Annotated in this window: 28 protein-coding genes; 16 read left to right on the top strand and 12 right to left on the bottom strand. The window is 73.5% G+C overall.

Annotated elements, in window-relative coordinates:
* The 4 genes from B0E54_RS28265 to B0E54_RS28250 form a co-directional block, all read left to right on the top strand.
* Nucleotides 1–912, top strand: a 912-nt coding sequence (locus B0E54_RS28265) for a PfkB family carbohydrate kinase (RefSeq protein ID WP_234589392.1), incomplete at its 5' end; no start/stop codon positions are given.
* A complete protein-coding gene (locus tag B0E54_RS28260) occupies nucleotides 909–1,610 on the top strand; it encodes an SDR family oxidoreductase (protein WP_234589389.1) in 702 nt (233 codons plus the stop codon). The genes B0E54_RS28265 and B0E54_RS28260, both read left to right, overlap by 4 nt.
* Nucleotides 1,607–2,560, top strand: a complete 954-nt coding sequence (locus B0E54_RS28255) for a glycosyltransferase family 9 protein (RefSeq protein ID WP_234589388.1) — start codon at nucleotides 1,607–1,609, stop codon at nucleotides 2,558–2,560. The genes B0E54_RS28260 and B0E54_RS28255 overlap by 4 nt, the downstream gene beginning before the upstream one ends.
* Nucleotides 2,544–3,527, top strand: a complete 984-nt coding sequence (locus tag B0E54_RS28250) for a DNA topoisomerase IB (protein WP_234589387.1) — start codon at nucleotides 2,544–2,546, stop codon at nucleotides 3,525–3,527. Before B0E54_RS28255 ends, B0E54_RS28250 begins: the two co-directional genes overlap by 17 nt.
* A gap of 169 nt (nucleotides 3,528–3,696) precedes the next feature.
* On the opposite strand, the gene B0E54_RS28245 is transcribed toward B0E54_RS28250, so the two are convergent.
* Nucleotides 3,697–4,731: a helix-turn-helix domain-containing protein gene (locus B0E54_RS28245; protein ID WP_234589386.1), complete on the bottom strand. Its 1,035-nt coding sequence runs from the start codon at nucleotides 4,729–4,731 to the stop codon at nucleotides 3,697–3,699.
* A gap of 10 nt (nucleotides 4,732–4,741) precedes the next feature.
* The gene (locus tag B0E54_RS28240) at nucleotides 4,742–5,503 is read right to left on the bottom strand and encodes a TetR/AcrR family transcriptional regulator (RefSeq protein WP_234589385.1); all 762 of its coding nucleotides are present in this window, start codon (nucleotides 5,501–5,503) and stop codon (nucleotides 4,742–4,744) included.
* 81 nt (nucleotides 5,504–5,584) lie between these two features.
* On the opposite strand from B0E54_RS28240, the gene B0E54_RS28235 reads away from it, so the two are divergent.
* The gene (locus B0E54_RS28235) at nucleotides 5,585–7,183 is read left to right on the top strand and encodes an MFS transporter (protein WP_234589384.1); all 1,599 of its coding nucleotides are present in this window, start codon (nucleotides 5,585–5,587) and stop codon (nucleotides 7,181–7,183) included.
* Here B0E54_RS28235 and B0E54_RS28230 read toward each other — a convergent pair.
* From B0E54_RS28230 to B0E54_RS32575, 4 genes are all read right to left on the bottom strand, one after another.
* Nucleotides 7,173–7,676 carry a hypothetical protein gene (locus B0E54_RS28230; RefSeq protein ID WP_234589383.1) on the bottom strand — a complete coding sequence of 168 codons (504 nt, stop codon included), beginning with the start codon at nucleotides 7,674–7,676 and terminating at the stop codon, nucleotides 7,173–7,175. The genes B0E54_RS28235 and B0E54_RS28230 overlap by 11 nt on opposite strands.
* Nucleotides 7,677–7,743: 67 nt before the next feature.
* Nucleotides 7,744–9,375 (bottom strand): ATP-dependent DNA helicase RecQ, encoded by a 1,632-nt coding sequence (locus B0E54_RS28225; RefSeq protein ID WP_234589373.1) that lies wholly within the window; start codon nucleotides 9,373–9,375, stop codon nucleotides 7,744–7,746.
* A gap of 73 nt (nucleotides 9,376–9,448) precedes the next feature.
* On the bottom strand, nucleotides 9,449–10,399 hold the full coding sequence (locus tag B0E54_RS28220) for a TIGR03557 family F420-dependent LLM class oxidoreductase (RefSeq protein WP_234589370.1): 951 nt from the start codon (nucleotides 10,397–10,399) through the stop codon (nucleotides 9,449–9,451).
* Between the two features lie 92 nt (nucleotides 10,400–10,491).
* Nucleotides 10,492–10,617, bottom strand: coding sequence for a hypothetical protein (locus B0E54_RS32575; RefSeq protein ID WP_255421242.1), 126 nt, complete (start codon nucleotides 10,615–10,617; stop codon nucleotides 10,492–10,494).
* Nucleotides 10,618–10,828: 211 nt separating this feature from the next.
* On the opposite strand from B0E54_RS32575, the gene B0E54_RS28215 reads away from it, so the two are divergent.
* A complete protein-coding gene (locus B0E54_RS28215) occupies nucleotides 10,829–12,322 on the top strand; it encodes a glycoside hydrolase family 3 protein (RefSeq protein ID WP_234589368.1) in 1,494 nt (497 codons plus the stop codon).
* Nucleotides 12,323–12,342: 20 nt separating this feature from the next.
* Here the strand turns inward: B0E54_RS28215 and B0E54_RS28210 are convergent, their stop codons facing one another.
* On the bottom strand, nucleotides 12,343–12,630 hold the full coding sequence (locus B0E54_RS28210; RefSeq protein WP_234589364.1) for a GNAT family N-acetyltransferase: 288 nt from the start codon (nucleotides 12,628–12,630) through the stop codon (nucleotides 12,343–12,345).
* Nucleotides 12,627–13,853, bottom strand: coding sequence for a cysteine desulfurase-like protein (locus B0E54_RS28205; protein ID WP_234589363.1), 1,227 nt, complete (start codon nucleotides 13,851–13,853; stop codon nucleotides 12,627–12,629). Before B0E54_RS28205 ends, B0E54_RS28210 begins: the two co-directional genes overlap by 4 nt.
* A 75-nt stretch (nucleotides 13,854–13,928) precedes the next feature.
* On the opposite strand from B0E54_RS28205, the gene B0E54_RS28200 reads away from it, so the two are divergent.
* From B0E54_RS28200 to B0E54_RS28170, 7 genes are all read left to right on the top strand, one after another.
* A complete protein-coding gene (locus B0E54_RS28200; protein ID WP_234589362.1) occupies nucleotides 13,929–14,294 on the top strand; it encodes a hypothetical protein in 366 nt (121 codons plus the stop codon).
* 58 nt (nucleotides 14,295–14,352) lie between these two features.
* Entirely contained in the window at nucleotides 14,353–15,174 is an 822-nt protein-coding gene (locus B0E54_RS28195) for a DUF1206 domain-containing protein (protein ID WP_234589361.1), read from the top strand.
* 82 nt (nucleotides 15,175–15,256) lie between these two features.
* Nucleotides 15,257–16,468: a mechanosensitive ion channel family protein gene (locus B0E54_RS28190; protein WP_234589355.1), complete on the top strand. Its 1,212-nt coding sequence runs from the start codon at nucleotides 15,257–15,259 to the stop codon at nucleotides 16,466–16,468.
* Nucleotides 16,469–16,744: 276 nt separating this feature from the next.
* The gene (locus tag B0E54_RS28185) at nucleotides 16,745–17,179 is read left to right on the top strand and encodes a phage holin family protein (protein ID WP_234589353.1); all 435 of its coding nucleotides are present in this window, start codon (nucleotides 16,745–16,747) and stop codon (nucleotides 17,177–17,179) included.
* Nucleotides 17,176–17,538, top strand: a complete 363-nt coding sequence (locus B0E54_RS28180) for a DUF3618 domain-containing protein (protein ID WP_234589350.1) — start codon at nucleotides 17,176–17,178, stop codon at nucleotides 17,536–17,538. The genes B0E54_RS28185 and B0E54_RS28180 overlap by 4 nt, the downstream gene beginning before the upstream one ends.
* A complete protein-coding gene (locus tag B0E54_RS28175; RefSeq protein ID WP_234589348.1) occupies nucleotides 17,535–17,807 on the top strand; it encodes a DUF4235 domain-containing protein in 273 nt (90 codons plus the stop codon). The genes B0E54_RS28180 and B0E54_RS28175 overlap by 4 nt, the downstream gene beginning before the upstream one ends.
* Nucleotides 17,808–18,093: 286 nt before the next feature.
* Complete coding sequence (locus tag B0E54_RS28170) at nucleotides 18,094–18,297, top strand: cold-shock protein (protein WP_011905669.1); 204 nt, start codon at nucleotides 18,094–18,096, stop codon at nucleotides 18,295–18,297.
* A gap of 104 nt (nucleotides 18,298–18,401) precedes the next feature.
* Here the strand turns inward: B0E54_RS28170 and B0E54_RS28165 are convergent, their stop codons facing one another.
* A complete protein-coding gene (locus B0E54_RS28165) occupies nucleotides 18,402–18,596 on the bottom strand; it encodes a hypothetical protein (RefSeq protein ID WP_234589346.1) in 195 nt (64 codons plus the stop codon).
* 94 nt (nucleotides 18,597–18,690) lie between these two features.
* Nucleotides 18,691–19,674 (bottom strand): aldo/keto reductase, encoded by a 984-nt coding sequence (locus B0E54_RS28160; RefSeq protein WP_234589343.1) that lies wholly within the window; start codon nucleotides 19,672–19,674, stop codon nucleotides 18,691–18,693.
* A gap of 82 nt (nucleotides 19,675–19,756) precedes the next feature.
* Between B0E54_RS28160 and B0E54_RS28155 the strand changes: the two genes are divergently transcribed.
* Nucleotides 19,757–20,551 (top strand): trans-aconitate 2-methyltransferase, encoded by a 795-nt coding sequence (locus B0E54_RS28155; protein ID WP_234589341.1) that lies wholly within the window; start codon nucleotides 19,757–19,759, stop codon nucleotides 20,549–20,551.
* On the top strand, nucleotides 20,548–21,570 hold the full coding sequence (locus B0E54_RS28150; RefSeq protein ID WP_234589340.1) for an adenosine deaminase: 1,023 nt from the start codon (nucleotides 20,548–20,550) through the stop codon (nucleotides 21,568–21,570). Before B0E54_RS28155 ends, B0E54_RS28150 begins: the two co-directional genes overlap by 4 nt.
* Before the next feature lie 298 nt (nucleotides 21,571–21,868).
* Here B0E54_RS28150 and B0E54_RS28145 read toward each other — a convergent pair whose 3' ends face one another.
* Nucleotides 21,869–23,272 (bottom strand): HAMP domain-containing sensor histidine kinase, encoded by a 1,404-nt coding sequence (locus B0E54_RS28145; protein WP_234589339.1) that lies wholly within the window; start codon nucleotides 23,270–23,272, stop codon nucleotides 21,869–21,871.
* Between the two features lie 29 nt (nucleotides 23,273–23,301).
* Complete coding sequence (locus B0E54_RS28140; RefSeq protein ID WP_234589338.1) at nucleotides 23,302–23,991, bottom strand: response regulator transcription factor; 690 nt, start codon at nucleotides 23,989–23,991, stop codon at nucleotides 23,302–23,304.
* A gap of 73 nt (nucleotides 23,992–24,064) precedes the next feature.
* Between B0E54_RS28140 and B0E54_RS28135 the strand changes: the two genes are divergently transcribed.
* Nucleotides 24,065–24,591 (top strand): ADP-ribosylglycohydrolase family protein (locus B0E54_RS28135; RefSeq protein WP_234589337.1); only part of this gene is annotated, 527 nt, incomplete at its 3' end.

Below are 24,591 nucleotides of genomic sequence, written 5' to 3'. Positions count from 1 at the left end.
GCCGCCGCGTCCCGGGGCGCGCAGGGGCTGCGGCGGCGGTGGCGGGCCGGCGCGGTCGCGGTGACGTTGGGCGGGGACGGCGCGTTGCTCTGCCACGCCGGATCGACGCCGCTGGTGGTGCCCACCCCGGGCAGCGCCGAGGGCGACACCTGCGGGGCCGGCGACCGGTTCGCCGCCGCCGCCAGTCTCGCCCTGGCCGAGGGCGCGCTGGTCTCCGAGGCGGTGCAGGCGGCGGTCGCCGAGGCGTCCGCGTACGTGGCCGGCGGGGGAGTGGCCACGGCCCTGCCGCCACCGGAACAGCCGCTTTCGCGCATCCTGCGAGCGGGCCGCACACCGGCGAGCGGGCACGCGATCGCCGGCCCGGGTGGCGAGCGGGTGGGCATCGCTGCGGTCGCCACGCTGCTCGCCGAGGTGCGGGGTGCCGGCGGCACCGTGGTGGCCACCGGAGGCTGCTTCGACCTGCTGCACGCCGGGCACGTGGCCACCCTGCAGGCCGCCCGGCAGCTCGGCGACTGCCTGATCGTCTGCGTGAACTCCGACACCAGCGTGGCCGGCTTGAAGGGGCCGGACCGGCCGGTCATGTCCGAGGGTGACCGGGCCCGGCTGCTGGCCGCGCTGAGCTGCGTCGACGCGGTCCTCGTCTTCGACGAGCCGACGCCGGAGGCGGTGCTGTCCTGGCTGCGCCCCGATGTCTGGGTCAAGGGCGGCGACTACGCCACCGGCGGCGGCGACGAGGCGGGGCTCCCCGAGGCGGAGGTCCTGCGCCGCTGGGGCGGGAACACGGTGGTGGTGCCCTACCTCGACGGTCGTTCCACAAGTGACCTGATCGCCCGTTCGACCGGCGATCCGGCACCCGGCCTGGGCGGACGACCGCAGCAGCCGGTGTCGACGACGCGGGAGCGCGCCCGATGACCGCCACGAGGCCCGGCGCCGGGCCCACCGTCCTGGTCACCGGCGGCTCCAGCGGGCTCGGCGCGGCGGTGGTCGCGGCGGTGGCCGCCTCCGGTGGCCGCCCGCTCGTGCTGGACCGGCAGGCACCGGCCGACGGCGTGTCCTGGACCGAGTGCGACCTCGCCGACACCCGTGCCGCCGAGGTGGCCACCGTGCACCTCGCCGAGCAGGCCGGTGGCCTGGACGCGGTGGTCACAGCGGCCGGCATGGACGTGCCGGGTCGGCTCGCCGACGTGCCGGGGGAGACCTGGGACCGGATCGTCGCCGTGGACCTGCTGGCCACCGCCGCGGTGATCCGGGCCGCGCTGCCGTTCCTGCAGACCTCCCGCGGTCGCATCGTCACCGTCGCCTCGACCCTGGGGGTCAAGGCGGTCAGCGACGCCACCGCGTACTGCGCGGCGAAGTTCGGCGTGGTCGGGTTCACCCGCGCCCTGGCCGCCGAGCTCGCCGGCGAGGTCGGGGTCACCCTGCTCATTCCGGGCGGGATGCGCACCGCGTTCTTCGACGAGCGCGACCCGCAGTACAAGCCGGGGCCGGACGCCATCCTCAACGACCCCGTGGACACCGCCGCGGCGGTCATGTTCGCGCTCAACCAGCCGCCCGGCTGCGCGGTGCGCGAGCTGGTGGTCTGCGCCGAGCAGGAGACGTCGTACCCGTGATCCTCGTGCTGCGCGCCCTCGGCGTCGGCGACCTGGTCACCGCGGTGCCGGCGCTGCGGGCGTTGCGGGCCGCGTACCCCGACCGGGAGCTGGTGCTCGCCGCGCCCGGCGGCCTGGCCCCGCTGGTCGACCTGGTCGGGGGCGTCGATCGGCTGGTGGACACCGCCGGGCTGGACGGGCCGTCCTGGCCCGGCCCCGCCCCGGAGGTCGCGGTGAATCTGCACGGGCGCGGCCCACAGTCGCATCGACTGCTGGCCGCCGCCCGTCCGGGGCGGCTGCTCGCCTTCGCGAACGCCGACGCCGGGTTCGGCGACGGGCCGCGGTGGGTCGCCGACGAGCACGAGGTGGACCGCTGGTGCCGGCTGCTGTCCTGGTACGACATTCCGACCGACCGCCGGAACCTCGGCCTGCGTCGGCCCGCGACGGCTGGCCGGCCGACCGGCGCCACAGTCCTGCATCCGGGCAGCAAGGTCCCCGCCAAGCGGTGGCCCGCCGAACGGTTCGCGGCCCTGGCCCGGGCTCTCGACGAACGGGGGCACCGGGTCCTGGTCACCGGTTCGGCGAACGAACGCGCACTGGCCGCCCGGGTGGCCGACGAGGCCGGCCTGGCGCCGGACGCCGTGCTGGCCGGCCGGACCGATCTCGGCGCGCTGGCCGCGCTGGTCGCCGACGCCCGCCTGGTGGTCAGCGGGGACACCGGCGTGGCCCACCTGGCCACCGCGTACGGGACCGCGTCGGTGGTGCTCTTCGGGCCGGTGCCCCCGGCGGCGTGGGGGCCGCCGCCGGACCGGCCCCGACACCGGGCGCTGTGGGTCGGCGACGGGGATTGGCGCATGTGGGACGGGGTAGGAAGCCACCCGACACTGACGGCCCTGCGCCTCGACGAGGTGCTGGCCGCCGTGGACGAGGTGGAGAGGGCGGTGCGGGTCTCCGGTGCGGTTGCGGCGTAGCGACCCGGGTCGGCCCGGTTACGGGCGACGCCGGCGCGGTAAGGGCTGGACCTTCGTCGATCCGGGCGGCGCGGTCGTGCGGGATCCCGCCGTCCTGGCGCGGCTGCGGGACCTGGTGATCCCGCCGGCCTGGGAGAACGTGTGGATCGCGCCGCACGCGAACGGGCACATCCAGGCGACCGGCGTCGACGCGGCCGGACGCAAGCAGTACGTCTACCACCCGGTGTGGCGGGAGAAGCAGGACGCGGCGAAGTTCGACCACATGCTGGAGGTGGCCCGGCGGCTGCCGGAGCTGCGGGATCGGGTGGGTCAGGACCTCAGCGGGCGAGGGTTGGGCCGGGACCGGGTGCTGGCGACCGTGGCCCGCCTGCTCGACATGGGGATGTTCCGGGTCGGCAGCGACCAGTACGCGGCGGGCGACGACCCGACGTTCGGGGTGTCCACCCTGCGTCCGGAGCACGCCCGTAGGCGCGGCGACTGCGTGGTCTTCGAGTTCCCCGCCAAGGGCGGCATCGAGCAGGTGCGCCGGATCGAGGACCCGGAGCTGTGCGAGGTGCTGGTCAACCTGCGCCGGCGTCGCCGACGGGCGGAGCGGCTGTTCGGCTACTGGGACGGTCGGGAGTGGCGCGACGTGCGCAGCGACGAGGTCAACGGCTACCTGCGCGACGCCAGCGGCGGCGAGATGACCGCCAAGGACTTCCGCACCTGGCATGCCACGGTGCTGGCCGCCGCGGAGTTGGCCGCGGCCGACCCGGCCCGCTCGGCCACCGCCCGGCGCAGGGCGGTGGCGGCGGTGATGCGTGCGGTGGCCGAGCTGCTGGGCAACACCCCGACGGTGGCGCGGACGTCCTACGTGGACCCCCGGGTCGTCGACCTCTACCACGACGGAGTGGTGGCACCTGTGGATCCGGGTGCGCCTCGTGCGGAGATCGAGCGGATCGTGCTGGAGTTGTTGGAGAAGGCCTGACCGGCCCCGCCGACGATCCTGGGGGGGAAGCGACGGGGCCGGAGCCTCGGCCCGGGGGCGGCACCGGGCGGCCGCCCGCCGCATCCCGCGGCGGGCGCCTCGCCACGGCCCCCGTTCGTGGCCGCTGTCGAGCCCGGGTGCGCGGGCATCGCCTCGGCCACGTCGGTCGTCAGTCTGCCCGGGACGAGTTGACTCTGGACGCCAGGCGGTTGACGGGCCGCGCCGGAAGCGCCACGCCGTCGCGACACTCCTGCGGGCTCATCCCGTACTCCGCCCGGAACACGCGACTGAAGTGGGCCTTGTCGCCGAAGCCCCAGCGCGCGGCGATGACCTGCACGGGCTGGGTCCGCAGCGTCGGGTCGGTCAGGTCACGCCGGCACCGGGCCAGCCGAAGGTCCCGGATGTACGACGCGACGGTGGCGTTCTCGGCCTCGAAGAGGCGGTGCAGGGTGCGCAGCGAGATGTGCTGGGCGTCCGCGACGACCTGCGGGCTGAGCGTCGCGTCGCCCAGGTGGCGGTGGATGTACGCCTGCACCTGGGCGACCAGCGCACGGCGGCGGACCTCGGCCGGCACCGCGTCCTCGGCGACGAGATGCCGGCCGAGCATTGTGGTGACCAGGTCCAGCCCCACCGCGCCGAGCCGGTCGGCGTCGGCGGCGTGGTACTGCTCCCGATGGCCGGTCACCTGGAGCAGGAACTGCGCCAGCAGCGCCCCGAGCCCCTCGCTGCCGGACATCCGGCCGCCGTAGAGGGCGGCCATCCGCTGGCGTGGCAGCGGCAGTGCGTCGTGCGGGATCAGCGTGATGATCGAGGTGGCCGGGGTCCGCTGCGGCTCGGTCGAGTGGTGGCAGACCTCGTGTTCGCGGGAGGCGTCGTAGAAGGTGAATTCGCCGGCCAGGATCTCGCTGCGACGACCGTCCTGACTGGACGTGCCGACGCCGCAGGTGGTGAGGGCGAGCACGTAGAGTTCCGGGTCCGACCGGCGGACCAGTTTGCGGGTGCGGGTGGCGTCCAGCGACGGGTACTGGTACTCGACCAGTTGGATCGCGCCGAGGTCGACGAAGTCGGCCCGGGCGGCGAAGTCGGCCGTGTGTTCGGATCGGATCCGCAGCGGCGCGGAGGTGCGCGCCACCAGGTCCAGCCACATGCCGAACCGTTCACCGGGTGGCAGGACCGTGGTGTCGACGGTCTCGACGGGCAGCATCGGCGCCGCCTCAGGCCGCTCGGCGGGCGATCAGCGCCTCGATGCCGTCGAGGATCCGGTCCAGGCCGAACGTGAACTCGTCGTCCGGGTCGTCGTCCTGGTCCAGGACACCGGCGTTGAGCACCCGCAGCAGCGCCGGAAAGCGGGCCGGGTCGATCAGGCGGCCCACCATCCGGCCGTACGCCGGCATCAGCTCGCCCGGCTCGATGCCGGCCGCCCGGCTGCCCTCGGCGATCTGGTTGGTGAGTGTCGCCTCGTTGCGGACGTACCCGGTGATCAGCAGGATCACCGACATCTTCTCGGCCTCGGCCAGCACGGTGGCGTCCATGCAGCGCAGCCCGTCCTCCATCCAGTCGAGCTGCTGGGGCGTGACAGGTGGGCCGCTGATCGGCACGTGCAGCAGCCAGGGGCGCTGTCGCAGCACGTCGTGTTCGGCCCAGGCCCAGCGGGTCAGGCGGGCCCGCCAGTCGTCGTCCGGCGCGGCCGGGCCGGGCGACGGGCCGTAACCGGCGTCCACCATGAGCATCAGCAGCTCGTCCTTGGAGCCGACGTGCCGGTAGAGGGCCATGGTGGCCGCGCCCAGCTCCTTGGCCACCCGGCTCATCGAGACGGCCGTCAGCCCGTCGGCGTCGGCGACCCGCACGGCGGCGTCGACGATGGCGGGCACGCTGAGGCCGGGTCGGGGGCCCCGCGGTGGCCGCTCGCGCAGGCCCCAGGCGCTCTCGATGGCCGGCGGGAGCGCCGGGCCGGTGTCGTCTTGCGTCTCCGCCACATTTCCTCCTTGCCCCGCCATCCTAGTTCTGCGTATGGTCTACGCATAACAGCGTACGTCATACGCAGAAGGAGTTCTCCCATGACAGCGACGACCTCACCGGCACCCCGCGCGGGCCGGCGGGAGTGGATCGGGTTCGCGGTGCTGATGCTGCCGCTGCTCCTGGTCTCGATGGACGTGTCGGTGCTCTACTTCGCCGTCCCGTTCATCAGCGAGGAGCTGCGGCCCACCGCCACCCAGCAGCTCTGGATCTTCGATATCTACGGTTTCGTGCTCGCCGGACTGCTGATCACCATGGGCGCCCTCGGCGACCGGATCGGCAGGCGTCGGCTCCTGCTGCTGGGCGCCACCGCGTTCGGCGCCGCGTCCCTGCTGGCCGCGTACGCCGACAGCGCCGCGACGCTGATCGCCGCGCGCGCCGTGCTCGGCGTCGGCGGGGCCACCCTGATGCCGTCCACGCTCGCCCTGGTGCGCAACATGTTCCACGACGCCAAGCAGCGGGGCACCGCGATCGGCATCTGGACCGCCACGCTCACCGGCGGCATCGCCGTCGGTCCGGTGCTCAGCGGCGTCCTGCTGGAGCACTTCTGGTGGGGCTCCATCTTCCTGATCAACATTCCGGCGATGGTGCTGCTGCTCCTGCTCGCCCCGGTCCTGGTGCCCGAGTTCCGCAACCCGGTGCGCGGGCGGTTCGACCTGCTCAGCGCGGCGCTGTCGCTCGGCGCGCTGCTGCCGGTGATCTACGGCATCAAGGAGATGGCCCGCGACGGCGTCAGCGCGGTCCGGGTGCTGGCGGTCGTCGCCGGTCTGCTCGTCGGGGCGCTCTTCCTGCACCGGCAGCGGACCCGGGCTCACCCGATGGTCGACCTGGCGCTGTTTCGCCGCCACGGCTTCGCCGGGTCGCTCGCGGTCAACCTGCTGGCGATGTTCGCCCTCGTCGGGTTCGCCATCTTCACCACCCAGCACCTGCAACTGGTGCTCGGCCTGAGCCCGCTGCGGGCGGCGCTGTGGAGCCTGGTGCCGTCCCTCGCCGTGGGCGGCGTCGCACCGGCCGCCGCCGCGCTCGCCCAGCGTGTCGAGCGGGCGTACCTGATCGGCGCCGGCTTCGCGATCGCCGTGCTCGGCTTCGCGGTGCTGACCCGGGTCACCCCCGAGACGCCGCTCTGGCTGCTGCTGGTCGGCGCCAGCGTGTACGCGGGCGGCCTGGTGATGGTGATGTCGCTGGTCACCGAGCTGGTCCTCGGTGCGGCGCCGCCGGAGCAGGCAGGTGTCGCATCCGCGCTGACCGAGTCCAGCAGCGAGCTGGGCGGCGCGCTGGGGATGGCCATCCTGGGCAGCGTGGGCGCCGCGATCTACCGCCGCGAGGTCCTGGACGAGCTGCCGGCCGGACTGCCGGCCGACGCCCGCGACGCGGCCGGGGAGACGCTGGGCGGCGCGCTCGCCGTGACCCGGGGACTGCCGGCCCAGGTGGGAGACGCGGTGCTGCACGCGGCCCGGTTCGCCTTCACCGACGGGCTGCACCTCGCCGCGATCGCCGCCATGGTGGCGATGGTTCTGGGCGCGGTGGTCGCGCTGGTGACGCTGCGCGGCGTCCGGCCGGCCGACCCGGCGGCACTGGCCGCCGAGCCGACCGAACCGGGCGGTACGTCGCTGTCGGAAGCGTCGTCGGTCAGTCGTTGAGCACGTGGGCGAGCCGGTCGCGGAACCGCCGCTCGGAGTCGCTCACCGACTCGCCGCCGAGGCCGAGCAGTCCGCCGCTGGACGCGGCGCCGACCACCTGGTCCGCGATCTTCACGAGCCAGTGCTTGTACGCCCCGGCCTCGCCCTCGTCGACGCGGGCGGCCAGCAACGCGGACGCCTCACCGGCCCGCACCAGCACGTCGTCGATGTACCCCTGCGGGTCGGCGGGCGCGATGACCGGCAGCTCCTCGCCGGCCTCGGGGTCGCCGACCTGGGTCACGATCTCGCCGGCCACGGCGGCGACCAGCGGGCTGGCCGACTCCCGGCCCGCGCCGATGGTCTCCAACCCGGCCGCGTTCTCCGCCATGGTCCGGCGGGTGCCGTCGGACTCGGCGGCGCTCGCCGCGGTCAGCACCGACTGCGGAAGACCGACCAGCAGCCCCCACTCCCCGTCGGAGAAACCGAAACCGGTGTACGCCGGCTGCTCGATCACGGCAATGCCCCTTCCGCCCTGCTCAGTGTGGTCAATCCACGGGCCCCGCACCGGTGCCCGGGTCAGGCTAGTCCAGGGTCAGCAGACCCTGCTCGGACACCACGCGCACCGACAGGGTCTTGTACCCGACCTCATCGAAGAGAACCGTCATCTTGTCGTCCTCGTAGGAGAGCACCAGGCCGTGCCCCCACTCCGCGTGGCGCACCTGGCTGTGCACGGGAAACGGTCCGACCGCGCCCTGGTCGGCCACGCTGGTGCCCCGGTGGCAGTTGTCGCAGTGCGCGCAGACCTCGGTCATCTGCTCGCCGAAGTAGGCCAGGAGGGTCTGCCCGCGACAGGCCGTGGTCTCGGCGAAGGCCCGCATCATGTCGGTGCGGGAGCGGGTCACGGTCTGCTGGCGTTCCGCCTCGGCCAGCGCCGCCGCCGCAGCGTCGGTCGGGGTGGGCGAGTAGCGGGGCGCCCCGATGCGCTGGCGGGCGCGCGGCTCGGCGGCGCCGACCTGCTCCAGCAGCGACAGGTACTGGCCCAGTTTGCGCGGGCCGAGACCGGTGGTCTCGCGCAGCTCGGTCTTGGTGGCCGGCTTGCGGCGCAGCAGCGCGGCCAGGTCCCGCAGCTCCTCGGAGTCGGGCAGGCCGCCGCTGAAGAACCGTTGCAGGCCGACGTCCTCGGCCTGCCAGAGCAGCAGCACCCGGGCCGGCTGCCCGTCGCGCCCGGCGCGGCCGATCTCCTGGAAGTAGCTGTCCGGCGAGTCGGGCAGCGCCATGTGCACCACCCAGGCGATGTTCGGCTTGTCGATGCCCATGCCGAACGCCGAGGTCGCCACCATGATCGGCACCTCGTCGGCGAGGAACGCCTCGTGCAGCTCGTTGCGCGCGCCGGTCGCCATTCCGCCGTGGTAGAACTGCGCCGGGAAGCCCGCCCCGGTCAACCGCTCGGCCAGCTCCTCGGCCGACCGGCGGGTCGGCACGTAGATGATCCCCGGTCGCTCGTCGTCGCGCAGCAGTGCGATCAGCCGCCGCCACCGGTAGTCCTCGGTGGGGCAGTGCGCCACCTCCAGGAACAGGTTGGGCCGGTCCAGCCCGGACACCACCACCTCCGGCTCGCGCAGCCGCAGGCGGGCGATGATGTCGTCGCGTACGGGCGGCGAGGCGGTGGCGGTCAGCGCGACCACCGGCGGTCGGCCGATGCCCTCGATGAGGTGGCCCAGCGCCAGGTAGTCGGGCCGGAAGTCGTGCCCCCAGGCGGAGATGCAGTGCGCCTCGTCGATCGCCACCAGCGCCGGCTTCAGCGCGGCGACCTCGGCCATCCGGTCCGGGTTGCTCAACTGCTCCGGCGTGATGAACAGGAACTCCGCGCGGCCCGACTCGATCTCGGCGATCGCCTCGGCCTGCTGTGCGGCCGACTCGTTCGAGCTGATCCGCACCGCCCGCAGCTCCGGACGCTGCCGCTCGTTGAGCGCCGCGATCTGGTCCTGCTGGAGCGCCAGCAGCGGAGAGATCACCACGGTCGGGCCGGGGATCAGGCTGGCCGGGATCTGGTAGATCGCCGACTTGCCGGCGCCGGTGGGCAGCACCACCAGGGCGTCACGGCGCTTCATGACCGCACGCATGGCGGCGAGCTGGTTGGGCCGCAGCGCGTTCCAGCCGAAGAGGCTCCGCGCCGCGCGGCGCAACGTCATCGAGTGCGTGGACAGTTTCATCGAGGGCCGGAGGTACCCGAGCCCACGACCGCCGAAACGCGTTCGGCGATCATGGGCTCGGCGGATCCGTGGCTCAGCGCAGGCGGGGGAGCACCTCGCGCTGATAGAGGTCGAACAGGCCCTGGTAGTGCGGGCCCGTGTTGGCCACGTACACCTCGTCGAAGCCGGCCTTGGCGTACTTGTCGATCATCTCCAGGTGCGCCTCGGCGCTGTTGCCGCAGACGAACGCGTCGCGCACCATCTCCGGCGTGACCAGCTCGGCGGCCTGCTCGAAGTGGCGCGGCGAGGGCAGCACCTGGGACAACTCGCCCGGCACCCCGGCGTTGGGCCAGCGCTCGTACGCGATCCGCGCGCCCTCGGACTCGCTTGCCGCGTACGCCGCCTTGAAGCCGGCCTGGCACGGCTTGTCGCCGCCGCCGTTCTCGCGGAAGCGACGGACCATGTCGCCGTCGGGCATGGTGCTCACGTAGCCGTCGCCGATGCGGGCGGCCAGGTCGATGGCCTTCGGCCCGAACCCGGAGACGTAGATCGGCGGCGGCGTGTCGGGCAGCGTGTAGATCCGGGCGTGCTCGACCGTGTAGTGCTTGCCGTGGTGGTTGACGAAGCCGCCCTTCCACAGCTCGCGCAGCACCTCGACGGCCTCCTTCAACATCTCCAGTCGGACGTCGGCCTGCGGCCAGGCGTCGCCGAAGATGTGCTCGTTGAGCGCCTCGCCGGTGCCGACGCCGAGCACGAACCGCCCGCCGTGCAGCACCGCGCTGGTCGCCGCCGCCTGGGCGATCACGGCCGGGTGGATCCGTACGGTCGGGCACGTCACCGCAGTGGTGACCGGCAGCGAGCAGACCTGGCTGAGCGCGCCGATCATCGACCAGACGAACGGGCTCTGACCCTGCGCGTCCACCCAGGGGTGATAGTGGTCGGAGATCCACAGCGCCTCGAAGCCGGCCCGTTCGGCGCCGCGTGCCTGCTCCACCAGCTCGGCCGGCGTGAACTCCTCACTGGACAGAAAATAACCGATCTTCATCGTGCCCCCTCGGCGCGCGTGTCCTGCTCGATGCCGAAGCCGTACCCCGGCGGCGGCGGGTCACACACCGGTTCGGGCGCGGCGACGCCAGGTCACCGTCGGCCGAACATCGCCCGGATCGCCGCGAGCAGGAGCAGGGCGCCGACCACCAGGCCGAGCAGGCGTACGCCGGGGATGTCGGCCGGGCTCGTGGCGTCGGCCAGCAGGGCGGGATCCATCCCCGCACTCTCCCCGGGAACGGTGCCGCCGGGCAACTGTAAGGTTTATTGACTATTGAATCGCTCGGTGTGACCATGGCAGCACCGCCTGCCGGTGGCGGTGCGCCGAGGGCGCGCGAGAGATGGGGTACGGGGGCCGCATGAGCGAGCGCAACCAGCGGGTCGGCGCCACGGCGCCCGCGACCGACGTCGAGCGTTTCGGGACCACGGCGTGACCGCGCCTGCCGGGCACCTTCCGGCACTGGCCGCCGCCGTCCTGCAACCCGGGTTCGTCGGCACCACGCCGCCACCCTGGGTGTGCCGCTGGCTCGGCGAGGGGCTCGGCTCGGTGGTGCTCTTCGCCCGCAACGTCGTCGACACCGCCCAGGTGGCGGCGCTGACCGCCACGCTGCGCGCCGAGCGGCCGGACGTCATCGTGGCGATCGACGAGGAGGCCGGCGACGTCACCCGCATCGAGTCCGGCCGGGGCAGCTCCCGACCGGGCAACTTCGCGCTCGGCGCGGTCGACGACCCGGCGCTGACCGAGGCGGTCGCCCTCGACCTCGGCATCGAGCTGGCGGCGGCCGGGGTGACCCTCGACTACGCGCCCGACGCCGACGTCAACTCCAACCCGGCCAACCCGGTGATCGGCGTCCGGTCGTTCGGGGCCGACCCGGCGCTCGTCGCGCGGCACACCGCCGCCTGGATCAGCGGGTTGCAGCGCGGTGGTGTGGCCGCCTGCGCCAAGCACTTCCCCGGGCACGGTGACACCCGCGTCGACTCCCACCACGACCTGCCCCGGATCACCGCCGACCGGGCCCGTCTGGACGCCTGCGAGCTGGCGCCGTTCCGCGCCGCCGTGGCGGCCGGCGTGCAGGCGGTGATGACCGGTCACCTGCTGGTGCCCGCGCTCGACGAGCGGCTGCCGGCCACGCTGAGCCAGCGAATCCTGGGCGGGCTGCTCCGCGACGAGATGGGCTTCTCCGGCGTGGTGGTGACCGACGCGGTGGAGATGCGCGCGGTCGCCGACCGGTACGGCTTCGCCGGCGCGGCGGTGCGGGCGCTCGCCGCCGGGGCCGACGCGATCTGCGTCGGTGGTGAGCGGGCCGACGAAGGGGCGGCCCGGGAGCTGCGCGACGCCATCGTGGCCGCCGTCGTCGCCGGTGAGCTGCCCGAGGAACGCCTAGCCGAGGCCGCCAAACGGGTCGGGCAGCTCGCCGCCTGGACGGTTGCCGCCCGCGCCGCCCGCTCGGACGCCGTCCACGGGGCCTCGGATGTCGGGCTGGTCGCGGCCCGTCGTGCCGTGCGGATCACCACCGGCCCGGACGCGCCGAGCGCGCTGCCGCTGACCCGCGCCGCGTACGTGGTCGAGTTCGAGCCGCCACGCAACATCGCCATCGGCGCGGAAACCCCGTGGGGCATCGGGGAACCGCTGGGCGAGCTGCTGCCCGGCACGACGACGGTCCGCCACGCCGAGCCCGACGTGCCCGCCGACCCGGGCGCCGCGGCCGGGGACCGCCCCCTCGTCCTGGTGGTGCGTGACCTGCACCGGCACGAGTGGATGCGCGCGGCGGTACGGCGTGCGCTCAGCGCCCGGCCCGACGCGGTGGTGGTCGAGCTGGGCGTGCCCGAGCTGGTCACCGGGGCGGTGCACCTGGCCACCCACGGCGCCACCCGGGCCAGCGGGCAGGCCGCCGCCGAGGCGCTGACCGGCCGGGCCCGCTGACCCCCGGGTGACCGGTCGGGTTACGGCTGCTCGGCGACCAGGTCGGCGTACTCGGGGTGCTTGTCGATGAACGCCGCCACGAACGGGCACTGCGGCACCACCCGGCCGTCGCGGGCACGCACCTGATCCAGGGTGCCCCGGATCAACGCGCCGCCGACGCCCTTGCCCTGGAAGGCGCGGTCCACCTCGGTGTGGGTGAAGACCAGCACCTCCCCGCGGGGCACGTACGCGGTGAAGCCGGCCAGCGCGTCGTCGACCAGGATCTCGAAGCGGTTCTTGGCGGGGTTGTCCTCGACGAGGGTGCTCACCGGGCCATTGTCCCCGTCCGGTCGGCCACCGCGTCGAGTTCGGCCAGCAACCGGTCCACCTCGTCCACCGTGTTGTAGTGGTAGATGCTGGCCCGCACCGCGCCGCCGCTGTCGCGCAGACCCAGCGTCTGGAAGTACTCGTAGGCGTAGTAGTCACCTGACGACAGGCAGAACCCGGCCTCGCCCAGCGCCTGCTGGGTCGCCACCGGCGACATCCCGGCGACCCGGAAGGAGACCGTCGGGCAGCGCCGCGCCGGCGAGCCGTAGACGGTGATCGCGGGCCGCGCGGCGAGACCGGCGAGCAGCCGGTCCAGCAGCGCCTCCTCGTGCGCCTGGGCGGCGGCCAGTCCGGCCCGCAGCCGCGCCCGGCGGTCACCTACCGCGTCCGGGTCCAGCCCGGCGAGGTGGTCCACCGCGGCGGTCACGCCGGCCAGCAGCGCGAAGCTCGGCGTGCCGTACTCGAAGCGGTCCGGCACCGCGTCCGAGGACGGCACCAGCTTCGCCGGGCGCAGCGCCGCCCACCGGGCCGGGTCGGCCACCATCGCGGCCAGGTGCGGCCCGGACCACTTGTACGCGCTGGTGACCAGCACGTCCGCGCCGAGCGACGCCAGGTCGGTCGGCCCGTGCGGCACCGAGTGGACTCCGTCGACGCAGACCAGCGCCCCCACGGAGTGCGCGATCTTGGCGATCGCCGGCACGTCCGGCACCGTGCCGATGGCGTTGCTGCCGGCGGTCACCGCGACCAGCCGGGTCCGCTCGCCGACCAGGTCGGCGTACTGACCGGTGGGCAGCTCGCCGGTGTGCCTGTCGAACTCGGCCCAGCGCACCGTCGCGCCGGCCGCCTCGGCGGCCTGCACCCACGGGCGCACGTTGGCGTCGTGGTCGAGCCGGGACACCACCACCTCGTCGCCGGGCCGCCAACCAGCGCCGAGCGTGCGGGCCAGGGTGTACGTCAGCGCGGTCGCGCTCGGGCCCAGCACCACTCCGTCCGGCTCGGCGCCGAGCAGGTCGGCGACCGCCTGACGGGCCGCCGCCACCACCTCCAGCGAGCGGCGGCCCGGCTCGAACGCGGCGCTGCGGTTGCCGACGGCCGTACGCATGACGTCGGTGACCGCGTCGATCACACCGGCCGCGGTCTGGGTGCCCCCGGCGCCGTCGAAGTGGGTGAAGCCCTCGGTCAGGGCGGGATAGGCGGCCCGGGTACGGGCGATGTCGAAGGCCATGTCGGGACCCTAGCCGGGGTGCGTTGCGCGCTCGCTCCCGGCTGGGCGTCGCAGACGTCTCGTACCCTTGGCTAGGTGACGAACCGACCCACCACCATCGGCCTGCCCCCCGTCCGTCGCGCCGCCGGCCTGTTCGCCGGTCTCGCGCTCGGCCTCGCCGTGCTCGCCGGTTGCAGCTCCCAGGGCGCCTCCACCGACTGTGGGCTGGACGCCTGCACCGTCACCTTCGAGCGGGGTGTCGACGCGAGCGCCACGATCCTGGGCGTCGAGGCCAAGCTCGTCGGGGCCGAGGGTGACCAGGTGACCGTCGAGGTCGCCGGCGAGCAGCTCACCCTGACCACCGGCCAGCAGGCCACCGAGGCCGGCGGCTTCGCGGTCACCGTCGACAGCGTCACCGACCAGCAGGTCAAGATCCGCGTTTCCCGCAACCCGGGCAACTGACCTGGCGGGCGGCGGTGGCCGACGTTTGGAAATCGTCGGAATCGGAGATTGTGGCGGCATGTCACTCACCCGTAGCGCCGAAGCCACCGCCTCCCGCACGGCGGACAGCCGGTGGCTGGAACTCCTCGCCCGGGCCGGCTTCATCGGCTACGGCATCGTCCACCTGCTCTTCGCCTGGTTGGCCCTGCAGATCGCGTTCGGCACGTCGTCCGACGACGGCGACCAGTCCGGCGCGCTGCGGACGCTCGCCGCGCAGCCACTGGGCAAGTTCCTGGTCATCGCCACCGCGGTCGGCCTGCTCGCCATGGCGATCTGGCAGGGGCTGGAGGCGGCGGTCGGGCACCGCGCCGAGCGGGGCCGGGAGCGGGTCACCGAACGGCTCGCCTCGGCCGGCCGGACCATCGTCTACCTCTACTTCGCCTGGACCGCGTTCAAGGTCTTCTCCGACGCCGGCTCCAACAGCGCCGACAGCCAGGAGGCGCTGACCGGCAAGCTGATGACCTCCACCGGAGGGCGCTGGCTGGTCGGCCTGGCCGGACTGGTGGTCGCCGCGATCGGTGTCGGCCTGGTGATCTACGGGCTGAAGAAGACGTTCGAGAAGCACCTGAAGACCGGTGAGATGAGCCCGCAGACCCGCAAGCTGGCCCGCCGCCTCGGCATCGCCGGCTACGTCGCCAAGGGCGTCGCGTACGGCATCGCCGGCCTGCTGGTCATCGTGGCCGCGGTCAACTACGACCCGGAGAAGGCCCGCGGCCTGGACGCTGCCCTGCGCACGCTGCGCGAGCAGTCGTACGGTACGGCCCTGCTGACCCTGGTCGCCCTGGGCATCGCCTGCTTCGGCGTCTACTGCTTCCTCCAGTCCCGGTACCGCAAGGTCTGAGCTGGTCGATACCGGGGACGTGCGGCACTATTGGGCTTTTGCCCGAAGTACCGCCCCCCGGTCGAAGGGAAACGCCCCACTCGTGCAGAGCTATCTCGAAACGGCCGTCGCCGCGCTCGCCGCGGCGGCGGTCGCCCTTTTCCTGGTCGAGGTCATCCACCGGCTCACCCGACGGTTCGGTCGGCGCTCGCTGTTGATGACCGAGTTGACCGACCACGCGCACCGCCCGTTCCAGGTCGCCGCCACGGTGCTCGCGGTGCAGTTCGCCGTCCGCTTCAGCACCGGGTACGCCGTCGGTGAGAGCTGGCGTCGGCTGCTGCTGCACCTGCTGGTGCTCTGCGTGATCGCCAGCGCGGCCTGGCTGGTGGCGGCGTTGCTCGTCGTCGTGGAGGACACCGCGCTCGCCCGGTTCCGCGTCGACGTGCCGAACAATCGGCACGCCCGACGGGTGCGGACCCAGGTGGTGATGCTGCGGCGGCTGACCATCGCGGTGATCGTCATCCTGACCGTCGGCGTGATGCTGATGACGTTCCCGAGCGTGCGCGGCATCGGCGCCGGCGTGCTGACCTCCGCCGGTGTGGTCGGTGTGGTGGCCGCGCTGGCCGCCCAGAGCCTGCTCGGCAACGTCTTCGCCGGTCTGCAACTCGCCTTCAGCGACGCGGTCCGCCTCGACGACGTGGTGGTCGTCGAGGGGGAGTGGGGCCGGATCGAGGAGCTGACCCTGAGCTACGTGGTGGTCCAGATCTGGGACGATCGACGGCTGATCCTGCCCACCTCGTACTTCACCAGCAAGCCCTTCCAGAACTGGACCCGGACCGAGGCGGCAGTGCTCGGCACCGCCGAGTTCGACGTCGACTGGGCCGTGCCGGTGCAGACCATGCGGGAGGAACTGCGCCGGCTGGTCGAGGGCACCGAGCTGTGGGACGGCCGGGTCTGCGTCCTGCAGGTCACCGACGCCACCGGCGGGACGGTACGGGTGCGCGCGCTGGTCAGCGCCGCCGACGCGGGCAGCCTGTGGGACCTGCGCTGCCTCGTCCGCGAGCACCTGGTGGCCTGGATCCGGGACAACCGGCCCACCGCGATGCCGCGGATGCGTACCGAGCTGGGCGACGCCAGCAGCAACCTGCCGTGGCAGTGGGTGCAGCCCCGGCGGCCGACCCGCCGTCCGGGCGGCACCGAGGCCCCCGACGACGCGCGCGTCTTCGGCGGAAGCGACGACGGCGACGCCCGCAGCGAAGCCTTCGTCGGCCCCGACGAGACCCCCACCCCCACCCCCGCCACCCCGTCCCGCTGACCCCCACCCGCTGCCCCCGCCCGCTTGACCCTTCCGGTGATCAAGAGGTTTGCGTCAGTAAAGGCGCCACTCCTGACGCAAACCTCTTGATCACCGTCAAAGGGGGGTGGGTGGGGAGGTTTGGGTTGGCGTTGGCGGGGGACCTGCTGCCGGGCATCTCTGTCGGCGATCGGCGCGGCAACCGGACAACAGGAACTGTCGCCGACCCGGGGCGCTCTAGGATTGACGGGCGGCAACTCCGGGCATACAGCGCGGTGATGAGGAAAGGAGGACAGCATGGCTGACGTGGCAAATGCCCGCACATCCCGCAATGGGAGCGAGCCCTCCACCGCCGAGCTGGTGCAGCGGGCCACCGAACAGGTCTCCCGTCTGGTACGGGACGAACTGGCGCTGGCCCGGGCGGAGTTGACCCAGAAGGGCAAGCACGCCGGCATCGGGATCGGCCTGTTCGGCGGCGGCGGCGCGCTGGCGTTCTACGGCCTGGGCGCGCTGGTCGTCACGGCGATCCTGCTGCTCGACCTGGTGCTGCCCGCCTGGGCCGCCGCGCTGATCGTCGCGGTGGCTCTCTTCCTGGTTGCCGGCATTCTCGCGCTGGTGGGAAAGAATCAGGTCAGCCGTGCGGTCCCGCCGATGCCGGCGGCAGCGGTCCGCAGCCTCCGGGCTGATGTGGACACCGTCGCCGCCGCGGTGAAGGACAGGGGTCGGGCATGACGGGCAACGGGACGGGCGACACCGAAGCCCTGCGCGAGGAGATCCGCCGCACCCGGGTCGAGCTGGGCGAGACGATGGAGGCGCTGGCCGCCAAGGCGGACGTCAAGGCCCGCCTGAAGGAGTCCGCCGAGCAGGCCCGGGAGCGGATGCGCGAGCAGGCGGCGCAGACCATGGCCCGGGTCCGCGGGCAGGCCGCCCGCGGCGCGGGGATGGCACGCGCCCAGGCGTACGACAAGGGCGGCCTGGTCCGCGAGAAGAGCGAGATGGTACGACGCAACCCGGTGCCGTGGGCGGCGATCGCCGCCAGCGCGGTGGCCACCGTGGTGGTGCTGATGATCGTGCGGGGGAGGCGTAGGTGAGCAAGAGCATCGGCAGGGTCGCGTACCGGCCGGTCGGCGTGTTGTTGGGTATCGCCGCGGGCACGGTGGCCGGCGCGATCTTCCGGCAGGTCTGGAAGGTCACGGCGGGCGACGGCGAGGCGCCCAACGCCACCGACGAGGACCGCCGTTGGGGCGAGATCCTGGCCGCCGCGGCGTTGCAGGGGGCCATCTTCGCGGTGGTCCGCGCCGCAGTGGACCGGGGTGGAGCGGTTGGCGTCCGCCGGATGACCGGCCACTGGCCGGACTGACCGACATCGACGTCGGGCCCCCTTCCCCATCGACGGGAAGGGGGCCTTTCGCATGGCTCCGCACGCCGCCCAGCGATCTCGGGCATCCGTCAGGTCACATGTCGGAGAAATTCGTCGGACAGGTCGTGCAGACTTTTTGCGTACGTGATTTGCTGTTCCACGCTGTTGCGAGATGGCGTGGGTTGAGAGAAGTTCCCTTCGTGGGGGCCGCCTCAGACGCCGCTGCTCGAAAACGGCCAATCGGCCGCACGGCGTGCACGGCCGCCAGTTTTAGAAGGAGATACACATGGCGCAGGGAACCGTGAAGTGGTTCAACGCTGACAAGGGCTTCGGCTTCATCACCGTCGACGGCGGGGGTGCTGACGTGTTCGTCCACTTCTCGGCCATCCAGACCAGCGGCTACCGCACGCTGGAGGAGAACCAGCGAGTGGAGTTCGAGATCGCCCAGGGTCAGAAGGGCCCGCAGGCCGAGCAGGTCCGTCCCCTCTGACGAGGGTGGCCGGCCCCCGCCGGTCAGTGGACGACCCGGCCAGGGGTCGTTGCGATGAAGCCCCGTATCCCTTCCGGGATGCGGGGCTTCCCACATTCTTCTCGTCAGAGTCGACGGCGCGAGCGCAGGCCCAGCCAGAGCACGACCAACCCGGCCAGGGCCACGATCGGGCCGATCACCGCCCAGAGCCGCTCGTCGGTCATCGCGCTGCCGCCGACGTAGCCGAGGCCCTGCACCGTCCACACCGCACCGATCACCACGGCCAGCAGGCCGAGGGTGAGCGTCAGCCAACCTCTCATCGCGCGCCCTCCTTCGGAGATCGGGCGGCACACCGCCCGAGGCCCCCAGCATCGCTGTCGCGGCGGTGCGACGCGAGCACCAGGGGTGGGCGGCTCACCACCGGTCGTGCACCTGCGGGCGGATCAGCTCGTCGTAGACCTCGCGTACCCCGGCCAGCTGCGCGGCCGTGAGCGGCGGCAGGTCGGCCGCCGCGGCGTTGCGCCGGGCCTGCTCGGCGTCGCGGGCGCCGGGGATGACGACTGTGACACCGGCCTGGTCCAGCACCCACCGCAGCGCGAACTGCGCCATCGTGCGGTCGGCGTCGACGAGCGGCGCGAGCCGGCGCACGGCCGCGAGCCCCTGCGTGTAGTCGACGCCGGAGAACGTCTCGCCGACGTCGAACGCCGCGCCCTGACGGTTGAAGTTGCGGTGGTCGTCGGCCGGGAACTGGGTGTTCTCGTCGTAGCGGCCGGAGAGCAGGCCGCTGGCCAGCGGCACCCGGGCGATGATGCCGACCCCGGCCTGCGCGGCCGCCGGCAGCACCTGCTCCAGCGGCTTGTGCCGGACGGCGTTGAGGATGATCTGGACGCTGGCCACGCCGGGCCGGGCGATGGCGGTGAGTGCCTGGTCGCAGGTCTCCACGCTGACCCCGTACCCCGCGATGGCCTTCTCGGCGACGAGGGTGTCCAGGGCGTCGAAGACGGTGTCGTCGGCGAAGACGGCGGTCGGCGGGCAGTGCAGCTGGACCAGGTCCAGGGTGTCCATGCCGAGGTTGGCCCGGGACCTGTCGGTCCACTGCCGGAAGTTGGCCAGGGTGTACGCCTCCGGCCGCTGCTCGACGCGCCGCCCCATCTTGGTGGCGACGGTCAGGCCGGCGTCGGGCCGGGAGCGCAGGAAGCGGCCGATCAACTGCTCGCTGCGGCCGTCGCCGTACACGTCGGCGGTGTCCAGAAAGGTGACTCCGGCGTCCACGGCGGCGTCGAGCACGCCCATGGCGTCGGCCTCGCTGACCGTGCCCCAGTCGGCGCCGAGCTGCCAGGCGCCCAGGCCAACCACTCCGACGGTCCGGCCGAGCCGGTTGAAGCTGCGCTGTTCCATACCCCGAGCCTAGTGATCGGGTTGCCGGCCTGCCACGCGAGCCGTACCGTAAACAAGACGGACGTACGGTTTGGAGGCGGAGATGTGGGATCCGACGACGTACCTGCGCTACGGCGACGAGCGCTCCCGGCCGTTCCACGACCTGCTGGCCCGGGTCCCGGCCGTCCGGCCCCGCACGGTGGTCGACCTCGGCTGCGGCCCCGGCCAACTCACCGCGACCCTCGCCGAGCGCTGGCCGGACGCCCGGGTCGTCGGCCTCGACTCCGCGCCGGAGATGATCGACCGGGCGCGCGCCCTGCCGACAGCTGTCGAGTTCGCCGTCGCCGACCTGCGGAACTGGCGCCCGGCCGGCGACGAGGACGTGGTGGTCACCAACGCGGCCCTGCAGTGGGTGCCCGGCCACCAGGAGCTGCTGCGCCACTGGGCCGCCGACCTGCCCGTCGGCGCCTGGCTCGCCATGCAGGTCCCCGGCAACTTCGACGCCCCGTCGCACCGGGCGCTGCGCGAGGTCGCCGGCCGCCCCGCCTGGCGTGCCGAGCTGGCGTCGCTACTGCGCGCCCACCCGGTCGACGACCCGGCCGACTACGCTGAGCTGCTGACCGCCGCCGGCTGCGCGGTGGACGCCTGGGAGACTACGTACGTGCACCTGCTGCCGGCCGAACCCGCCGCCGACCACCCGGTGCTCGGCTGGATGGAGGGCACCGCGCTGCGCCCCGTCCGGGCCGCCCTGGACGCGGCCGGCTGGTCGGCCTTCCGGGCCGAGCTGGGCGAACGGCTCGCCGCCGCGTACCCGGTGCGGCACGGCCAGGTGTCCTTCCCGTTCCGCCGCGTCTTCGTCGTCGCCCGCACCGGCGCTCATGCCCAGGAGAACCCGTGACCGACCTGACCACCTTCATCGCCGGCCTGCCCAAGGTGGAGCTGCACGTGCACCACGTCGGCTCCGCCTCCCCCCACATCGTCGCCGAGCTGGCCGCCCGGCACGAGGGTCGCTCGCCCGTCCCGGCCGACCCGGCGGCCCTCGCCAGCTACTTCGAGTTCCGCGACTTCGCCCACTTCGTCGAGGTCTACCTGAGCGTCGTCGACCTCATCCGCGACCCGGAGGACGTCTGGCTCCTCACCCACGAGGTGGCCCGGGAGCTGGCCCGCCAGCAGGTCCGCTACGCGGAGCTGACCATCACCCCGTACTCGCACGTGCGCCGGGGCATCCCTGCGCCGGCGTTCTGCGAGGCGATCGAGGACGCCCGCAAGCGCGCCGCCGCCGACTTCGGCCTCGAACTGCGCTGGTGTTTCGACATCCCCGGCGAGGCCGGCCTGCCGGCGGCCGAGGAGACGCTGCGCATCGCGCTCGACGAGCGCCCCGACGGGCTCATCAGCTTCGGTCTCGGCGGCCCCGAGATCGGCGTGCCCCGGCCGCAGTTCCGGCCCTTCTTCGACCAGGCCCGCGCCGCCGGGCTCCACTCGGTGCCGCACGCGGGCGAGACCACCGGCCCGCAGACCGTCTGGGACGCGCTGAACGAGCTGGGCGCCGAGCGGATCGGCCACGGCATCTCCGCAGCCCAGGACCCGGAGCTGCTCGCGCACCTGGCCGAGCGGCAGATCGGCATGGAGATCTGCCCGACGTCCAACGTACGGACCCGGGCCGTGGCCAACCTCGACGAGCACCCGCTGCCCCGGCTGGTCGAGGCCGGGCTGCTCGTCACCATCAACTCCGACGACCCGCCGATGTTCGGCACCACCCTCAACGACGAGTACGCGGTGGCCGCCCAGCTGCTCGGGGCGGGCCCGGGGGAGCTTGCCGCACTGGCCCGCAACGCGGTAACCGCGTCCTTCATGGACCTGGCCGGCAAGCAGCGGATCACCGCCGAGATCGACGCGTACCTCGCCAGCGCCGGCTGACGCCGATCGGGCCGGGCCGCTCGGGTGAGCGGGGCGCGCGGCGGGAGCGTGGGTGTGGGGGGACCTGAGACTCCCGCCGCGCGCGCGGCTCCACCGGCCGGTGTGGGTGCGCGGTGCGCTGGCCGGTGGAACTGGTGGGTTCGCGTTCTGATCCTGTCAGCCCGCAAGCCTCCGACCGCAGTCGTTAACCGCGATCTAAGGAAGACTTGCGCCACCGCACAGCCCCGGTCCGCTCAGCCGATCGGAGCGCCCCCGTCGGCCGATCGGTCGACGATGGGCAGTCGCCGGTACGGGGTGTTCAGTCGTCGGTGGGGCGCTGCCGGGGCCAGCGACGGCCGGTCGTCTTCTGGTCCCGGGCGTCCCGCGCCATCCGACCCACGAGGCCGAACCGGTTGACCTGCCGGGGCGTCGCCTCCGGATCGGCGAGCAGCATCACCACGCTGGCGCCGCCCAGCCGGGCCCGGTCGATGCTGACCGAACCGTTGGCCTGCAACGCCACCCGCTTGGCGATGTCCAGACCGAGCCCGGTGGAGCCCTGGTCGCTGGTGCCCCGCCGCAGCGCCCGGTCCGGGTTGGCGATGCCCGGGCCGGCGTCGTCGATCCGGATCGCCACGTACCCGTCGCGCCGGGACACCGCCACCTCGAACGCCGTTCCCTGCGGGGTGTAGCGGAAGACGTTGCCGATCACCGCGTCCAGCGCTGCGGCCAGCTCGGCGCGCGGCACGGGCGCGGGGATGCGCAGCTGGGCGCCGTTGACCCGGTGGGGCCGGTTCTGGTCACCCGCGAGCGCCGCCCAGAACACCATCCGGTCCCGGACGACCTCGCTGACGTCGCACATGGCCGGCCCGGCCTCGTGGGCCACCGCCTTGCGGGTGGTCTTGATCAGCACGTCGATCTCACCTTCGAGGGTGACGATCGCCTGCCGGATCCGCCGGATGCCCCGCAGCCGGTCCAGCTCCGCCGGGCTGAACGAGCCCACGCTGGTGTCGTCGGACTCCAGCGCCTCCGCGTCCAGCCGGAGCACTGTCAACGGCGTCCGCAGCCGGTGGGACAGGTCGGCCACCAGCTCCCGCTCATCGGTGCGCGCCGCGTCCAGCCGGTCGGCCATCCGGTTGAAGGCGTACCCGGCCTCCGCCAGCTCACGGGGGCCGGTCGGCTCCACGCGTACGCCCAGGTCGCCGTCGCCGATCGACAGGGCGGCCTTGACCAGCCCTCGGGTGGCGTCCACCGCGCGGGCGGCCACCCGGTCGACCACCAGCACCGCCGCGCCGGCCATCGCCGCGCCCACCCCGAACAGCAACAGCCAGGTGCCGCCGGCGCCCTCACCCAACGTCGAGTCCGGCACGAACACCTCGACCACTGCCGTCCGGTCACCGAGGACCACCGGGTCGAGCCGGACCACCCCGCCGTCGACGTCGGTGACCAGCGAGCGCCGCTCGGCGCGGGCCCGGTCCAGGTCGCTGCCACTCGCGCGGCCGGCGGACTCGTCCAACCCCAGCCCGTGCACCACCGGCCGGGTCGACGCGCCCTCACCGCTGGCCACGACTGCGCGTTCCACCACCGCCGGGTCCGTGCTCACCGCCAGCGCCCCGGTCACCAGCGCGCTGCGTCGAGCCGCGTCGGCGATCGCCTCCTCGCGCGTCTGCCCACGCAGGCTCAACCCGAGCGGGATCAGGAACGCGAGCGCGACGAGGCTGCACATGCCGGCCGTGAGCAGGGCCAGCGCCGTCCTCAGTCCGGTGCCACCAGCCGGAACCCGACCCCCCGCACGGTGCGCAGGTAGCGCGGCTTCGCCGCGGACTCGCCCATCTTTCGGCGGAGCCAGTACAGGTGCACGTCGATTGTCTGGTCCTCGCCGACCGATGGCTGCCGCCATACCTCCTCCAAGAGTTCCCGGCGGGACACTACCCGCCCAGGTCGCGCGGCGAGATACGCCAGCAGGTCGAATTCCTTACGGGTCAGCGCCAGCGGCTCCCCGTCGAGAAGCGCGCTGCGCTCGCCGACGTCGACCCGCAGGCCGCCGACCGTGTGCACCGCGGGCTGCACCGTCCGGCTGGCCCGCCCGGCACGCCGCAGCACCGTGGTGATGCGGGCGTCCAGGTGCGCGCCCGTGAACGGCTTGACCATGTAGTCGTCCGCCCCGGCGCGCAGCAGCTTGACCACCGACTGCTCGTCGTCGCGAGCCGTGGCGATGATGATCGGGACGTCGGTGATGCCGCGCAGCATCCGCAGGGCGTCGGAACCGTCCAGATCGGGCAGGCCGAGGTCCAGCACCACCAGATCGGGTGTCTCCGCGGCGACCCGGCGCAACGCGTCCAGGGCGGTGCCCACGGCGTGCACGGCATGCCCCCGGTCAGCGAGGGACCGCAGCATCGCGCCGCGTACGACGTGATCGTCTTCGACCAGGAGCACGGAGGCCACGACAAGACCGTACTTGGCCTGGCAAGTTGATCGCGTTGCGACGTGCCTGGGAACCGGGCAAGCTGGTACGACGATGTCCTTCACCCTGTTCGCCGACGCCCGCCTGGCGCTCGCCCGGGACAGCCTCGCCGGCCTCTCCACCGGCGACGCGCTCGGGGCGCGGTTCTTCCTGCCGGGGCCGCCGGAGGACCTCGCCGACGTCACGCTGCCGCCCGCGCCCTGGGAGTGGACCGACGACACCGAGATGGCCTGTTCGGTGGTCGCGGAGCTGGCCGCGACGGGCGGCATCGACCGCGACCGGCTGGCACTGGCGTTCGCGCAGCGCTGCGACGCCCGGCGCGGGTACGGTCCCGGCGCGATGCTGATCCTGCGGCTGATCCGCACCGGCACCCCGTGGCCGGTGGCCGCCGCCTCCGCCTTCGACGGGCAGGGCTCCTGCGGCAACGGCGCGGCGATGCGGGTGGGTCCGCTGGGCGCGTACTTCGCCGACTCCACCGCCCGCGCCGCCGCGCAGGCCCGCGCCTCGGCCGAGGTGACCCACGCGCATCCCGAGGGGATCGCCGGGGCGGTCGCGGTGGCGGTCGCCGCCGCGCTCGCCGC

Origin of the sequence: Micromonospora sp. MH99 (genome assembly GCF_021442385.1) — a bacterium.
Lineage (GTDB): Bacteria > Actinomycetota > Actinomycetes > Mycobacteriales > Micromonosporaceae > Micromonospora.
This window is presented reverse-complemented; position numbering and strand designations above follow the sequence as displayed.

Bases quoted from the DNA above. Each gene is read 5' to 3' on its own strand.
- B0E54_RS28260 (WP_234589389.1), top strand. From the start codon at position 909: ATGACCGCCACGAGGCCCGGCGCCGGGCCCACCGTCCTGGTCACCGGC.
- B0E54_RS28245 (WP_234589386.1), bottom strand. From the start codon at position 4,731: ATGCTGCCCGTCGAGACCGTCGACACCACGGTCCTGCCACCCGGTGAA.
- B0E54_RS28235 (WP_234589384.1), top strand. From the start codon at position 5,585: ATGACAGCGACGACCTCACCGGCACCCCGCGCGGGCCGGCGGGAGTGG.
- B0E54_RS28225 (WP_234589373.1), bottom strand. From the start codon at position 9,375: ATGAAACTGTCCACGCACTCGATGACGTTGCGCCGCGCGGCGCGGAGC.
- B0E54_RS28220 (WP_234589370.1), bottom strand. From the start codon at position 10,399: ATGAAGATCGGTTATTTTCTGTCCAGTGAGGAGTTCACGCCGGCCGAG.
- B0E54_RS32575 (WP_255421242.1), bottom strand. From the start codon at position 10,617: ATGGATCCCGCCCTGCTGGCCGACGCCACGAGCCCGGCCGACATCCCC.
- B0E54_RS28205 (WP_234589363.1), bottom strand. From the start codon at position 13,853: ATGGCCTTCGACATCGCCCGTACCCGGGCCGCCTATCCCGCCCTGACC.
- B0E54_RS28195 (WP_234589361.1), top strand. From the start codon at position 14,353: ATGTCACTCACCCGTAGCGCCGAAGCCACCGCCTCCCGCACGGCGGAC.
- B0E54_RS28185 (WP_234589353.1), top strand. From the start codon at position 16,745: ATGGCTGACGTGGCAAATGCCCGCACATCCCGCAATGGGAGCGAGCCC.
- B0E54_RS28180 (WP_234589350.1), top strand. From the start codon at position 17,176: ATGACGGGCAACGGGACGGGCGACACCGAAGCCCTGCGCGAGGAGATC.
- B0E54_RS28170 (WP_011905669.1), top strand. From the start codon at position 18,094: ATGGCGCAGGGAACCGTGAAGTGGTTCAACGCTGACAAGGGCTTCGGC.
- B0E54_RS28165 (WP_234589346.1), bottom strand. From the start codon at position 18,596: ATGAGAGGTTGGCTGACGCTCACCCTCGGCCTGCTGGCCGTGGTGATC.
- B0E54_RS28160 (WP_234589343.1), bottom strand. From the start codon at position 19,674: ATGGAACAGCGCAGCTTCAACCGGCTCGGCCGGACCGTCGGAGTGGTT.
- B0E54_RS28155 (WP_234589341.1), top strand. From the start codon at position 19,757: ATGTGGGATCCGACGACGTACCTGCGCTACGGCGACGAGCGCTCCCGG.
- B0E54_RS28145 (WP_234589339.1), bottom strand. From the start codon at position 23,272: ATGTGCAGCCTCGTCGCGCTCGCGTTCCTGATCCCGCTCGGGTTGAGC.